Source organism: Streptococcus pseudopneumoniae (assembly GCF_001072315.1).
Lineage (GTDB): Bacteria > Bacillota > Bacilli > Lactobacillales > Streptococcaceae > Streptococcus > Streptococcus pseudopneumoniae_R.
In genome coordinates, this window is the sequence record NZ_JVLI01000125.1 from 1 (window position 1) to 13,979 (window position 13,979).

General features: G+C 41.3%; 12 protein-coding genes. All 12 read right to left on the minus strand.

Features of this window, described 5'->3' with window-relative positions; genetic code table 11:
• Positions 1-136 precede the first annotated feature (136 nt).
• Positions 137-2,845 (minus strand): ABC transporter permease, encoded by a 2,709-nt coding sequence (locus ADH54_RS06675; protein ID WP_049524523.1) that lies wholly within the window; start codon positions 2,843-2,845, stop codon positions 137-139.
• A gap of 1 nt (position 2,846) precedes the next feature.
• On the minus strand, positions 2,847-3,548 hold the full coding sequence (locus tag ADH54_RS06680) for an ABC transporter ATP-binding protein (protein WP_049524524.1): 702 nt from the start codon (positions 3,546-3,548) through the stop codon (positions 2,847-2,849).
• Positions 3,549-3,666: 118 nt separating this feature from the next.
• On the minus strand, positions 3,667-4,359 hold the full coding sequence (locus ADH54_RS06685; protein WP_000240129.1) for a phosphoglycerate mutase: 693 nt from the start codon (positions 4,357-4,359) through the stop codon (positions 3,667-3,669).
• A 130-nt stretch (positions 4,360-4,489) separates the two neighbouring features.
• Positions 4,490-4,888 (minus strand): hypothetical protein, encoded by a 399-nt coding sequence (locus ADH54_RS06690; protein WP_049524525.1) that lies wholly within the window; start codon positions 4,886-4,888, stop codon positions 4,490-4,492.
• Positions 4,889-4,977: 89 nt separating this feature from the next.
• Positions 4,978-7,770 carry an isoleucine--tRNA ligase gene (ileS, locus tag ADH54_RS06695; protein WP_049524526.1) on the minus strand — a complete coding sequence of 931 codons (2,793 nt, stop codon included), beginning with the start codon at positions 7,768-7,770 and terminating at the stop codon, positions 4,978-4,980.
• Between the two features lie 252 nt (positions 7,771-8,022).
• A complete protein-coding gene (locus ADH54_RS06705; protein WP_049524527.1) occupies positions 8,023-8,892 on the minus strand; it encodes a DivIVA domain-containing protein in 870 nt (289 codons plus the stop codon).
• A gap of 8 nt (positions 8,893-8,900) precedes the next feature.
• Positions 8,901-9,686, minus strand: coding sequence for an RNA-binding protein (locus ADH54_RS06710; RefSeq protein ID WP_049524528.1), 786 nt, complete (start codon positions 9,684-9,686; stop codon positions 8,901-8,903).
• Entirely contained in the window at positions 9,683-9,946 is a 264-nt protein-coding gene (locus ADH54_RS06715) for a YggT family protein (protein ID WP_049524529.1), read from the minus strand. The genes ADH54_RS06710 and ADH54_RS06715 overlap by 4 nt, the downstream gene beginning before the upstream one ends.
• Positions 9,946-10,491, minus strand: a complete 546-nt coding sequence (locus ADH54_RS06720) for a cell division protein SepF (protein WP_049524530.1) — start codon at positions 10,489-10,491, stop codon at positions 9,946-9,948. The genes ADH54_RS06715 and ADH54_RS06720 overlap by 1 nt, the downstream gene beginning before the upstream one ends.
• Before the next feature lie 9 nt (positions 10,492-10,500).
• The gene (locus tag ADH54_RS06725) at positions 10,501-11,172 is read right to left on the minus strand and encodes a YggS family pyridoxal phosphate-dependent enzyme (protein WP_049524531.1); all 672 of its coding nucleotides are present in this window, start codon (positions 11,170-11,172) and stop codon (positions 10,501-10,503) included.
• Between the two features lie 4 nt (positions 11,173-11,176).
• On the minus strand, positions 11,177-12,436 hold the full coding sequence (ftsZ, locus tag ADH54_RS06730) for a cell division protein FtsZ (RefSeq protein WP_049524532.1): 1,260 nt from the start codon (positions 12,434-12,436) through the stop codon (positions 11,177-11,179).
• Between the two features lie 16 nt (positions 12,437-12,452).
• Complete coding sequence (ftsA, locus tag ADH54_RS06735) at positions 12,453-13,826, minus strand: cell division protein FtsA (RefSeq protein ID WP_049524533.1); 1,374 nt, start codon at positions 13,824-13,826, stop codon at positions 12,453-12,455.
• Positions 13,827-13,979: the final 153 nt, after the last annotated feature.

Here is a 13,979-nt window from a genome sequence, read left to right on the forward strand (position 1 = left end):
CTTGAACAACGTGAAAGCCAGCGTCTTTAGGCGCTGGCTGGTAATTTGGGCTTATAGCCCTGGTTCAGACCACCCGTTAGACGGGTGGTCATGATTTACGAGTAAATATAAGTTCAATCAGATAAAAACAACTACCTTACTCTACAGATTTCAAGGCTTCAAGCATATCAACCTTTCTCAGATGATAATTGACAAAGAAACCAAGCAAGGTCAAAATGGTGCTTACTGCTACCACTGGAATTACATAGACTTCCCAACCTACCTGCGGATAAAAGAGAATAGTAGCAGGAGAAATCATTTGGATCAAAAATTGGTGTAAATAGAAACCTGAGAGCAGACCAAGTACGATTCCCACAAGGGACAGCACAATCGTCTCACGGTAAATGTAGAGGGTGACTTCATTATTATGAAAACCGAGAACTTTGATAGTGGAGAGTTCACGGATTCTCTCAGCCACGTTGATATTGGTCAGATTGTAGAGGATAACAATAGCCAACAGAACCGATACGATGACCAAGATGGTCATGGTCTGATTGAGTGAACTTGCAACCGAGTCAAAGAGTCGAATGGCTGAAGCATTTTGGACAACGCTGGACACCGCAGATTGATTCATAAGTAAGCCGGCCTGTCTTTCGATACTATGCGCACTAGAATCCTTTAGCGTAACCAGATAAGTGTTGTCTTGGGGCACCTGTCCGTAAATTTGCTCATAGCTAGCCTGACTCATATAAATAAAGTGACCAACGTAATTCTCAGAAATGGCAGCGACCTTTAGCTCCTTACCTTCAATTTCTAGAATCTGACCAACCTTAACATCTGCCAACTGAGCGAGTTTAGCTGTAATAACGATGCCATCGTTTAATGTCAGCTCCTGCTGGTGATTTTGAAGATGGATAAAGGGTGTCAAATCTTCCTTATCTGTCACCATAAGGGTAATGGTTTGAAGACCAGCCTTGCCTTTGAAATCCTTGTCTAGCGTTTTAGAATAGATTTTCTGGTAGGCTTGGATATCTTGCCCTTTCAACACTTCTTCTAGCTCTGCCTTGTCCTGATTGGTCGCACTAGGATTTTCAGATACAATCATCTGATACTGTTGAATTTGTTGAAACTGTCTAGACGGAACTCCTGCTACAGAGGATTGGATTCCCAAACCTGCAAAGAGCAGAGCTACAGAACCTGCTACACCAAAGATCGTCATCAACATCCGCTGCTTATAACGGAAGATATTGCGAGCTGTTACCTTATGAGTAAAACTGAGACGACACCAGATAAAACCGATACGCTCCAGTAAAATTTTAGCTCCTTTAACAGGTGGTTTAGGCAGTAAAAGCTGGGCTGCTTCGTCATGAAGTTCCCTACGAGCCACCAGATAGGCTGGTAACACACTAGCCAACCAACTCAAAGCAAGAGCCAGTAAACTATAGGTCCAATAGAACTGAATCTGGGGTTCTCCCACCACCATACCTTTTGTAATAACATTTGAAATCACACCGGCTAGTAAATAATGTCCAAGTATGCTACCTAGAGCTGTTCCGACAGTCCCAGCTACTAGACCGTAAAGGAGAAACTTGGCAATAATATCCTTGCTACGATAGCCCAAGGCCTTAAAAATCCCTGCATGAGTTCGCTCTTCATCCACAAAACGAGTCATAGTTGTGAAGGTCACCATAGCCGCTACGGCATAAAGCACTACAGGAAAGATATTGCCCACTGCCCGAATACTAGCTGAAGCATTGCTGTACATGACGTAGCCCTGACCACCTGGCATGGTCTGACGATTATAGACTTGATACTTGGGCTCAGACAAATCATCCAAGACTTGCTGATGTTTTTCTAGTTTTTCCTTTTCTTGGGCTAGATTTTGTTCAGCCTGCTTTAGCCTATCCTCTTCCTTGCTCAATTCCTGCTTGGCTTGGGTAAGTTGAGCAAGGGCCTGCTCTCTCTGGGCTTGAGGAAGCAAGGCTAGTTGACTTTCTTGAGCCTGTAAACGAGCTTGAGCAGCTGCTAAACGACGCTTGCCTTCCTGCAAATTAGTATCAGCCTTGTCAAGGGTCTCTTGGCCTTTGTCTAGAGACTCTTGTCCTTCTTTTTTCAAGAATTGCAGACGTGCCTTGCCATTATCTGACAAAGCTTGTTCAAGGTCTTCCTGATGTTGCTTGGATTTCTCTTCATAAGCTGCTGAGAAAGCATTTAAACCTGCTAAATCTTGATATTTCAAGCGTGCTATATTATAGACTTTTTGATCAAACTGGCTAGGCAAAATCACCCCGTAAGCTGTCAGAGTCCCACTTCCACTTCCTGCATAGCCCATATCTCGCTGGGAGAGGATTTCAGCCGAATCCACAAAACCAGTAATGGTATAAGTATGGTCTTTTAAAGAGGAATGACCCTCTTCTTTTTCTTTAAAACTAATCTCCTGTCCCACGCTATATTGGCCTTGCAAATGAGTGGCCAAGGCGATTTCCTTGTCTGACTGAGGAAGTCGTCCCTCTCTTAGCTGAAAGGTTGAAATTCGCTCTGGTTTGGAGTACAGTCGAATGGCATCCTGCCCATTATCCATAGTCACATCTGTCAAATAGCCAAACTCAACCTCTGCGCCCTGCGTCTGTTTTAGTTCTTCTTGATCTTCTTGATCCAAACCATAATTAGACATAACTGCCAAATCCAAGGTTTGAGCAGTTGTTAAATAAGCATTAGCTGTCGCCTCCATGTTGGGGCTAGTCACTTTGAGGCCTACTAGGGCTAAAGAACCCAACATCATCAAGGTCAAGATGGATAAAAAACGCCCCTTGGAGCCTGTGAAGGACTGAATTAAGTCCTTCCAATAGGTTTTTCGCTTGATCATGCTAGTACTCCAAACTATCGATATCCTGAGGATGCTGGTTGATCACCACATCCTTGACACTGGCATCGTGCATATGAATCACGCGATCAGCAATGGGCGCCAAAGCTCCATTATGAGTCACGATAATCACCGTCGCTCCCTTTTGACGAGACATATCTTGGAGAATTTTCAAAACCTGCTTACCCGTCTGATAATCCAAGGCTCCAGTTGGTTCATCACAAAGGAGAATTTTAGGATTTTTAGCTACCGCGCGTGCAATGGAGACTCGCTGTTGCTCCCCTCCAGAAAGCTGGGCTGGAAAATTATTGAGACGATGAGCCAGACCTACATCTGTCAAGACCTGTTCAGGATTCAAGGCATCTGTCACGATTTCTGAAGCCAACTCCACATTTTCCTTAGCGGTTAGATTGGAAACTAGGTTATAAAACTGAAAAACAAAACCAACGTCATTTCTACGGTAATTGGTTCTCTGGTGGGAACTATAGTCTGCAATATTAACACCATCTATCCAGATTTCCCCTTCATCATTGGTATCCATTCCCCCTAGGAGATTGAGAACCGTTGACTTGCCTGCACCAGATGCACCTAGAATAATAACCAATTCACCCTTTTCAATCTCAAAATTCACATCACGATTGGCCACAATCTCTGTGTCCCCAACCTGATAACGCTTGTAACAGTGTTTCATCTCAATATAAGCCATCAGACCCACCCTCTCTCAAACAAATTACTTCCTACTACCATTATAACGCTTTTTCAACTAGTTGGAAACTGGGAACAAAATCAAAAAGCCTAGAAATCAATTCTAGACTTACATTTTTTTATTTTCCAAGGTAGTATTCAGAAACGACGTTCAATTTTTCGTCGAATTCGAATACCAATGGTGGGAAGTTAGGGATTTCCACGTCCATGATTTCGTCGTCTGACAAACCTTTGATGTGTTTTACAAGGGCACGGATTGAGTTACCGTGAGCTCCTACGAATACGTTTTTACCATCTTTAAGAGCTGGAGCGATTTTATCTTCCCAGAATGGAAGGGCACGTTCCAAAGTCACTTTCAAGTTTTCAGCATCTGGAATGACTGAGTCGTCAAGTGAAGCGTAACGACGGTCAGTGTGAGCTGAGTGCTCATCATCACGGTCCATGTTTGGAGGCAATACATCGTATGAACGACGCCAGATGTGAACTTGTTCATCACCAAATTGTTCAGCAGCTTCAGCTTTGTTTTTACCAGTCAAACCACCGTAGTGACGTTCGTTCAAGCGCCATGATTTTTCAACTGGAACCCACAATTGGTCAGAAGCTTCAAGAGCCAAGTTCGTTGTTTTGATTGCACGTTTCAATACTGAAGTGTAAGCTTGGTCAAATTCGATACCAGCTTCTTTGATCAATTTACCAGCGTCAATCGCTTGTTGTGTACCTTTTTCAGACAAATCAACATCAGCCCAACCAGTGAAAAGGTTAGCTTTGTTCCATTCAGACTCACCGTGGCGAGCAAAAACCAATTTTACCATTAGATGGATTCTCCTTTAAATTTTCCGAGGTTTCCCCTCGTTTATCTATTCTATTTTACACAATTTTTCACAAAAAAGCTAGTCAAAACCAAAAAGGAAAGGACTGTTTGACAATCCTTTTCCTTATTTTTTATCCTTCAACTTTGAATTTTTTGAGACTTCCTAAAAATAGTGAACCACCGATAATTGCTAGGATTCCTCCTACCCAACCAAGGGCTGGAATCAAGCCAACTGCTCCACCTACGATTAATAGGACAGAAGGAGCCGAACCAACACGACTTTCTTCCTTATAGTATACAATCGCAACAATTCCTAAAACTAAAATAGCAATTTTTAAAACGGTTGGAAGTAAAACTCCTGCAACTCCTGCAACTGTTGTAGATGCAGTTAATTCAGGACTCTGTGTAGCTGTTGCTGTAGCAGCTGTACTCACAACTGCTGCTAGTAAAAGAAGTGGGGCAATAAGCAAGTAGATTCCACCTACTAAACCAACAATACCACTATAAAGTGCTAAAGCTTTTGACTTCATAATAAATCTCCTTTAATGTTTTATACTAAATATCATACCATAACTAGTTAAAATACTCAATTCATGAATATTCTCCAGACTGCTCGAAACTATTTCTCTTCAAATCCTTCTGCGACTGCGTCCGCAAAGTTTTCTTCTACGATGCTTGCACAGTGGTCACAGATGACTGCGTGGTAGCTGCGTTCTGCTGTTGTTGGGTCGATACGACGGCAACGGTCACATACTTCACCTGCAGCGCGTTCAACTGTGAAGGCTACATCTTCGAAGCTAACGGCAGCTTCTGGAGCTGGTCCTTCTGCGATAGTCAATTCAGACACGATTAAAAGTTGAGCTACATTGCTGTTTACTGCTTCGAGCAGAGTTTTCACAACTTCATTTGGATAAACTGTCAAGTGTGCTTCAAGTGATTTACCGATTACTTTTGCATTACGAGCTTCTTCCAAGGCTTTTTGAGCTTGTCCACGGAAGTCCATGAAGGCAGCCCATGTATCCAAGATTTCTTCTTGGTTAGCAAAAGTTTCCGCTTCTGGCAATTCTGATAATTGAACAAAATCTTCTGCTTCAAACTCAAGGTATGACCAGATTTCTTCCGCAGTGTGAGGAAGGATTGGTGTCAAGAGTTTGGTGATTTTCACAAGAATGTCATAGAAGACAGTCTGCATTTGACGGCGTTCCAGTGATTTGGCACCTTCGATGTAAACAACATCTTTAGCAAAATCAAGGTAGAATGCTGACAAATCAACGTTGATAAAGTTCACCAAGGCCTTATAGATTGTCAAGAATTCAAAGTCCGCATAGGCATCACGAATGGTCTTGACAAGCTGGTTAAAGCGAATCGTCATGTACTTATCAACTGAACGAAGTTCATCGTAAGCGACTACATCTTGAGCTGGGTTAAAGTCAGATGTGTTGGCAATCAAGAAACGAAGAGTGTTACGAATCTTACGGTAAGTTTCAGAGACTTGGCTCAAAATATCCATAGAGATACGCACGTCGTTGCTTGAATCCACACTTGTTACCCAAAGACGCAAGATTTCAGCACCAAATTGTTTTTCAACATCACTTGGAGCAATGGTATTTCCAAGAGATTTAGACATCTTCTCACCTTTACCATCAAGGGCAAAACCTTGTGACAAGATTTGTTTGTATGGTGCTACGCCATGGTTGGCAACAGATGTAATGAGTGATGAGTTGAACCAACCACGGTATTGGTCAGAACCTTCAAGGTAAAGATCAGCTGGGTATTTAAGTTCTGGACGGTTAACCACAACCCCGTTCCACGAAGAACCTGAGTCAAACCAAACGTCCATGATGTCTGTTTCTTTCTTGAATTCGCCATTTGGTGAACCTGGATGAGTAAATCCTTCTGGTAAGAGGTCTTTGGCATCACGTTCCCACCAAATGCTTGAACCATGTTCCTCAAAGAGTTGAGCCACGTGTTCAATGGTTTCAGCAGTCATGATAGCTGTACCATCTTCAGCGTAGAAGATAGGAAGCGGAACACCCCAAGCACGTTGACGAGAGATTACCCAGTCACCACGGTCGCGAATCATGTTGTAAAGACGAACTTTACCCCATTCTGAGTGGAATTTCACTTTTTCAATTTCATCCAAGATTTCTTGGCGGAATTTAGAAACTGAGGCAAACCATTGTGGAACTGCACGCCAGATGATTGGTTTCTTAGTACGCCAGTCAAATGGGTATGAGTGAGAGATTTCTTCTTGGGCAAGAAGGAGGTTGCCAAGTTTTTCAATAACAGTTGGGACGACCTTGTCGTAGAATTGACCTTCAAACTCAGCACCAGCATTAGCCATCATGATACCGCGTTCGTCAACAGTGACTGCAACTTCAAGACCATTAGCAATACCGACATTGTAGTCATCCTCACCAAAACCAGGGGCTGTATGGACAATACCTGTACCAGAGTCAGTTGTAACATGGTCACCAAGGATAACCAATTCATCTACAGCTGTATCCCATGGATGTTCTGTTACGATGTGGTTGAGTTCTTGACCACGGTAAGTTGCCAAGACCTGAACATCAGCCCAGCCAAATTTCTCAGACAAGCTAGTCAACAATTCTGCAGCAACCACAAACTTACGAGTTTCACCAGCAGGTTGAACCAAGACGTAATCAATATCCGCTCCAACAGTCAAACCACGAGAAGCAGTGATGGTAAATGGAGTTGTTGTCCAGACAACGATGTAAGTATCTGTATCTAGAACATCTTTGCCATCTTTTACTTTGTTGGCATAGTAAAGGGAAGTTGAAATCAAGTCATGGTATTCAATCTCCGCTTCCGCAAGGGCAGACTCAGATGACCATGACCAGTAAACTGGTTTTGCACCACGATAGATATAACCCTTGTTAGCCATCTCACCGAAGACACGGATTTGGGCTGCTTCATAGTCAGGAGTCAAAGTCACATATGGATTTTCCCAATCACCAGAAACACCCAAACGTTTAAAGTCTTCACGTTGTTTATCTACTTGAGAAAGAGCGTATTCGCGGCAAAGTTTCAAGTACTCAACCAAGTCCATTTCTTTACGTTTGACACCTTGTTTTGCCAAAACTTGCTCGATTGGCAGACCATGAGTATCCCAACCCGGGATAAATGGTGCGTAAAAACCTGACATAGATTTTGAGCGAACAATGATATCTTTTGAAATCTTGTTCATAGCATGTCCAACGTGGATATTTCCGTTAGCGTATGGAGGGCCATCATGCAAGGTGAAATGAGGTTTTCCTTGGTTCAATTCTTGACGACGTTGATAAAGTTTTGCATCTTCCCATTCCTTTTGCCAGACTGGCTCTTTGGTCGGAAGGCCTGCACGCATTGGGAAAGCTGTTTTCCCAAGGTTAAGGGTATCTTTGAGTTTCATGGTATCTCCTTTATAAATAATAACAAATTAAAAACCACGACTTCCAAAAAGGACGAAAATCGTGGTACCACCTTTGTTCGGAAAAAGAACTAGTCTTTCTCCCTCTTTTCCCGTAACGTGGGCAACGTCAAATCTTACTCCATTCAGACTTGATTGTTTGAGAGGATAATCTTATCAATAGGGATTACAGGACTCACACCATCTCCTGCTCGCTGGAAATATAAAGATAAGATATTGTTCTCAGATCATTTCTTATAAAATTGTAACGGATTCTTGCGGTGCCTCAAATCCTGGTGCTGAACCAACAGTTTCTGTAGCTGGTGTTGGGCCTGAGTAATGACTTGGGGATACTTCTGGCTCTTCATACATCGGACCAACTGGATGAGCAGAATCTTCTTCCACCTGAGGAGTCGGATCTTCCACTTCCTGTTTAGACTGAGCTTCAAATTCAGCCAATTCTCTATTACCTGCCTCGATACGCGCTTGCAATTCCATTATTTCTTCTTGTGAAAATTGACGTGTCATATCAATGGGTTCTTCCTCACTTAGAGTCGGAATCGGTTCCCCAAGTACTTCACTAACAACTTCTTTAAAGGCTTCATCACTGGTTTGAAGATAAGTAGCTGTTGGACGAAGAATATCTTCCCAATCTGAAGATTCAACAATAGCCAACTGACTCTCAATTGTTGATTTAAGACGTTGATGGAAGACACGACTCTTGTTCTTCAATTCTTCAGTTTCAACAGCAACTTTCTTAGCATTATCAGCTGCCTGACGAAGAATTTCATTTGCCTTGTATTTTGCTTCTTCCAATAATCGATGGGCATCCTGTTCAGCTTGATGAATAATATTATTTGAACGATCGTGTGCTGTTTGTTTCACTCTCTCAGCTGTATCTTGGGCAATCAATACAGACTGGCTCAACGAATCTTTCATCTCATCAAAGTAAGACAAACGCTCTTCCAAATTTTTAATATGTAAATCCTTATCATGATTAGAACGAACCAAATCTTCATAATCACGAACTACAATATCTAAAAATTCATCTACTTCTTCCGGATCAAAACCTCTAAAGCGTGTGCTAAAGGTTTTATCTTTGATTTCTAACGATGTAATTGGCATATTTTTCCTCACTTACTTAATAACAACTGGACTGTTATTTTTTTCTTCTCTTTTTTAGTTTGTCCCTTATCTTGAAGCAACCTCAAACGCCCAAATTTTCTCACACTAATCAAGTCTCCAACTTGAACAGTATAATCTGATTTATCTACCATATGATAATTTACTTGGACAAGTTTCTTGTTAATCAACTGGTTTGCTTGATTTCTAGATAGTTTTAAAACATTTGATAAAAGAACATCTAATCTAAAACTAGACACGCATAAATCCAGCTCTCTATACTGTTCCAACTTATCTATTTTCTCGGTGAAAGGACGTTCCTCCAGCGAAACGGGTATACGACCAATTTTCTTTAATCCATCTTGAAAGAGAAGAAGAAATTGATGATTAATCATAATCTGCGCCCGTTCTTCATCTACTAGGATATCTCCAAAAAGTTTCCGTTCAATCCCTAATTGATTGATGACTGTCCCTAAAATCTTAGCATGCGTTAAGTGTTCAAATTTATTGGAATACACAATTTCCTGGAGAGACATTTCAAAATCTGAAAACTCTGGCTGGAAATAATCTGGGTATAATAAAACTCGAACATACTCACTTGAGACGAATTCCCCACTACTGCTACAAGCAAGGCCATAGGTTTTGGCTAAAATCTTCAATAACTTCTCTTGATGAGGATTGATAAAAGGAGTTAAAAAAGGCGCATAGCTATCTTCTACCTTCTTAATCCATTCCATTCCCTTGTCAAGAAATGGCCGATCTTCTATAGAAAAATGCTGGTAAATACCTCTATTCATATTATCATTGCAAGAAAACGCACTAAGTTTTCCCCTAAAAATCGAACCAAAACGATCGCAACCCAAACAGATAAATCAAGACCTGCTATCTGTAGAGGCAGGCGTTGCAAAGGAACAAGCACTGGTTTTACCAATGCTACAATCCAACGACCTAAACTTGATTCGTAGGCGCCTGGAAACCAAGACATGACAGCAAAGGCTACCAAAATCAGGGAGTAAATATCCACTGCATTATAAATCAGACGAATTAAAAAAATCATTATCGTACTCTATTTCGTCTCATATCAAAATCAAACTCACCCTGTTGATCTTCATCTGGTAAACGAATATCTTCAACATTTACAATAACATTCAATGGTGTCAACAGGTACATGGTAGAAGCTACCTTTTTCAAATTTCCAGCTAGAACATGGCAAGCTCCATCCAGATAATCTAAACAACGACGAGCTTGCACTTCAGTCATATATTGAAAATCAATCAAAATACTTTCGTTTCCTGCTAATAAATCAACAATTTCTATCGCATCTTCATATTTTCTAGGGTAACGAACATCGATTGTTACTTTTTCAGTAGAATGCTGACTTTGCTTGGCTAACTCTTGTTGACGTGCATGAAGTCTAGTAATATTAGTTTCTTTTGTACTAGTTGTGCTTGTACGTGGTGTTTGATTTGTTGAAAGAGCCTTGTCCTGTGTAGAATTTACTGGAGTTAAAATGGGCTCATCTCGTTTTTCATTAGGGAGACTTAAATCCTCATCCTCCGTAAAATAATCTATAAATCTATCGAATCTATCTTTTAAAGACATGGTTCTCTCCTACTTAAAAAATGCTGTACCTATGCGAACAAAGGTGGAACCGAATTGAATCGCTTCTTTATAATCACGACTCATTCCCATACTTAACTCGGTCATAGGCATCTTTGGAATTTGTTTTTCTTGGATTTCTTTTTGTAAATCTTGAGTCGCCTTGAAAATTGCTTTCAACTGTTCACTGCTAGCCTCAAATGGAGCCATCGTCATTAAACCAACATATTCAATCTTATCTAGTCTGGCTAACTCTGGCAAGATTTCCAGCAGTTCCTCTCTCGAAAAACCGTGTTTACTTTCTTCTTTAGAAATATTTACCTGAAGGAAACACTTGATGACTCGGTCACTCCTTTTTTGAATTTCCTCTGCTAGCTTGACTGAATCCAAAGCATGGAAATAATCAACATATTGAATGACATCTTTCACCTTACGTCTTTGTAAGGTACCAATCAAATGCCAAGTCACATCTCGATCTTTCAAAGCTTGATATTTCTCTAGAAACTTATCTACACGATTTTCACCGATATGATGAACCCCTAGCGGAAGCAAGGCTTCCGCTGTCGGTACATCTACATACTTGGTGACTGCAATGACAGAGACTGAGTCACTCTCGCGATGAGCACTCAGACTTGCTTCTGTGACTTCTCGAAAAACACGTTCTGTATTTTCTTTTACATTCATTTACTTAACGATTTTTGAAAAATGGAGGTGTATCCAACTCATCTTCATCTTGTGAATTTGGAATTTCAAAACGTTCTACCGGTGACACTACTGAATCAGTCGGACGAACAATTGTCTCGCGACGTAAATCCCAATCACCAAAAGCAGATCCTTGAGCTTGTTCCGAGCGACGTGGATTTTGTTTTGGCAATTCAGCTGTTTCTGCCATATCAAAATGACGATCAAAGCCATGTGAATGAGCTGGTTTCACTGTCTCACGGTAGTTAGTAGTAGGTCTAGCTTGTGGAGCTACTACCTTCTCTACGCGATCTTGACGAACACCTGTTGCGACAACTGTTACACGAATTTCATCACGCATACTTTCATCAATTGAAGTACCGAGCCAGATGTTCACTCCTTGTCCTGCTGCTTGATTCACAATTTGTGACGCCTCTTCTGCCTCAATCAAGGTTAAGTCAAGACCACCAGTAACGTTGACAATTACATCTTCTGCTCCATCAATTGTTGTTTCAAGAAGTGGAGAGTAGATTGCCTTACGAGCTGCTTCTACCACACGTTCTTCTCCACTACCGATACCAATACCCATTAGAGCGTTCCCTTTATTTGCCATAACTGTTTTCACATCGGCAAAGTCAAGATTGATCAAACCAGGATTTGTAATCAAGTCAGTAATTCCTTGAACACCTTGGCGAAGTACGTTATCTGCCTCGCTAAGAGCCTCCAAAAGCGGTGTCTTCTTATCAACAATTTCAAGCAAGTTGTTGTTTGAAATAATCAATAGAGTATCTACATGCTCACGCAGTTGATTGATTCCTTCTACAGCATATTGTCCACGCTTGCTTCCTTCAAAACCAAACGGACGTGTTACAACACCAACTGTAAGAGCACCCAAATCTTTTGCAATACGAGCAATAACAGGGGCAGCTCCAGTTCCAGAGCCTCCTCCCATACCAGCAGTGATGAAGACCATATCCGCGCCACTGATAGCTTCCGTCAGTGTTTCTTCGCTTTCTTCAGCAGCTTTACGACCAACCTCAGGTTGACCTCCTGCACCCAAACCGCGAGTCAATTTAGGTCCCAACTGAATAACAGTCTCAGCTTTTGTACTACTCAATGCTTGTACATCTGTGTTTGCTGCGATAAATTCTACGCCTGTAACACCTTCGTCGACCATACGGTTGATGGCATTGCCACCGCCTCCACCGACACCAATTACCTTAATCACTGCACCTTGAGCAGCAGCTGTATCAAATGAAAATGTCATAATTTATTTTTCCTCTTTATTCGTCAAACATGCTTCCGATCAAGCCACGGAAACGATCTGCTAATTTCGGTTTATTTTGTGAAGCTTGTTGGAAATTCGCCATTGGTTCTGTAGGCGCCACCGGCTCTACTTCTGGAGCAGGAGCTGGTTGAACAGGCGTTGATTGTACAAACTGAGCTGTTTTCTGAATCATTCCCCCAAAACTAAGCGGTTGTTGAAATAATCCTTCATCACCCTTGACTGCTTTTTGAGCCAAAAGATTGACTTCTGTCAATTGTCCAGCAAATTCTGATAAACTAATCACATGCGCAAAGGCCGGATTGCGAATACCAACTTGGTTTGGAACATAAAGTTTGACACGAACGCCAAAGACTTCTTGAGCCAATTCTACCATACCCGGTAAAATAGCATTTCCACCGATCAAAACAATTCCACCAGGAAGATCCAATAAATGTCTTCTGTCTAAGTCTTGTTTGATTTGTTCAAAAATATGCTTAATTCGTGCAGAAATAATCTCTGACAAGTAATTTTCTGTTACTTCAACAGGTTCTACTTCCCCAATAACTTCTACTTGGAATGTTTCTTTACTTGCAAGAGGAGGGTAAGCCTCTCCATAGTTTAATTTCAATCCTTCAGCCAACTTCTGAGAAGTTTTCAAGACTTTAGAGATATCCTTAGTTACATAATCTCCGCCTTCTTGGAGAATATTGGTAAACTGGAGTTCTTGGTTACGGATTGTAGCAACAGTCGTCTGGCCTGCCCCCATATCAATCACTGTCGCACCAAATTCACGTTCACCTTCGTTCAAAACTGATTGAACCATTGCTAGTGGTGAAATAATAATATTTTCAACCTGAACACCTGCACGCTCAACCGTCTTACGCAAATTGTGCAAGATAGTACGAGGGCCTGTATAAAGCAAGCCACGCATTTCAAGGCGAACCCCCATCATGCCACGTGGGTCACGAATCCCTTGGAAACCATCCACAATAAATTCTTCAGGAATAAAGGTAATGACTTCACGGTCAGGTGTCATACTCTTTGTCAAAGCTGATTTGACAACATTTTCGACATCTTGATCCGTAATTTCCTTGGTATCAGATGTTACTGGAATCATCCCTTGAGTTGGTTCTACCTGTAAGAGATTAGCTGGTAAACCAACATTCACTGATTTAATTGAGATGCCTGCTTTTTCTTCTGCTTGGGAAATAGCTGATTTGATGGCAGTTGCTGCTGCATCAATATCAACTATAATTCCATCCTTTACACCTTTACTTTTGGCATTACTCACGCCAATTACATTTAATTCACCATTTCTCTGCTCGGCTACAAGCACCTTGACAGAGCTTGTTCCAATATCTAGACCTGTAAAAAAGCCTTCTCTAGCCATTACATCGCATCCTCTCTATCTTCCAAGTTTCTAACTTCGTAATATTCAATAGCTAAACGTAGGCATAGCTATTCACAGAATATTATAACACAAAAAATCTCATCGTGCTCAGTTTTTTCCTAAATTTACTAGCCAATTTTTTTGTTTTTCTGT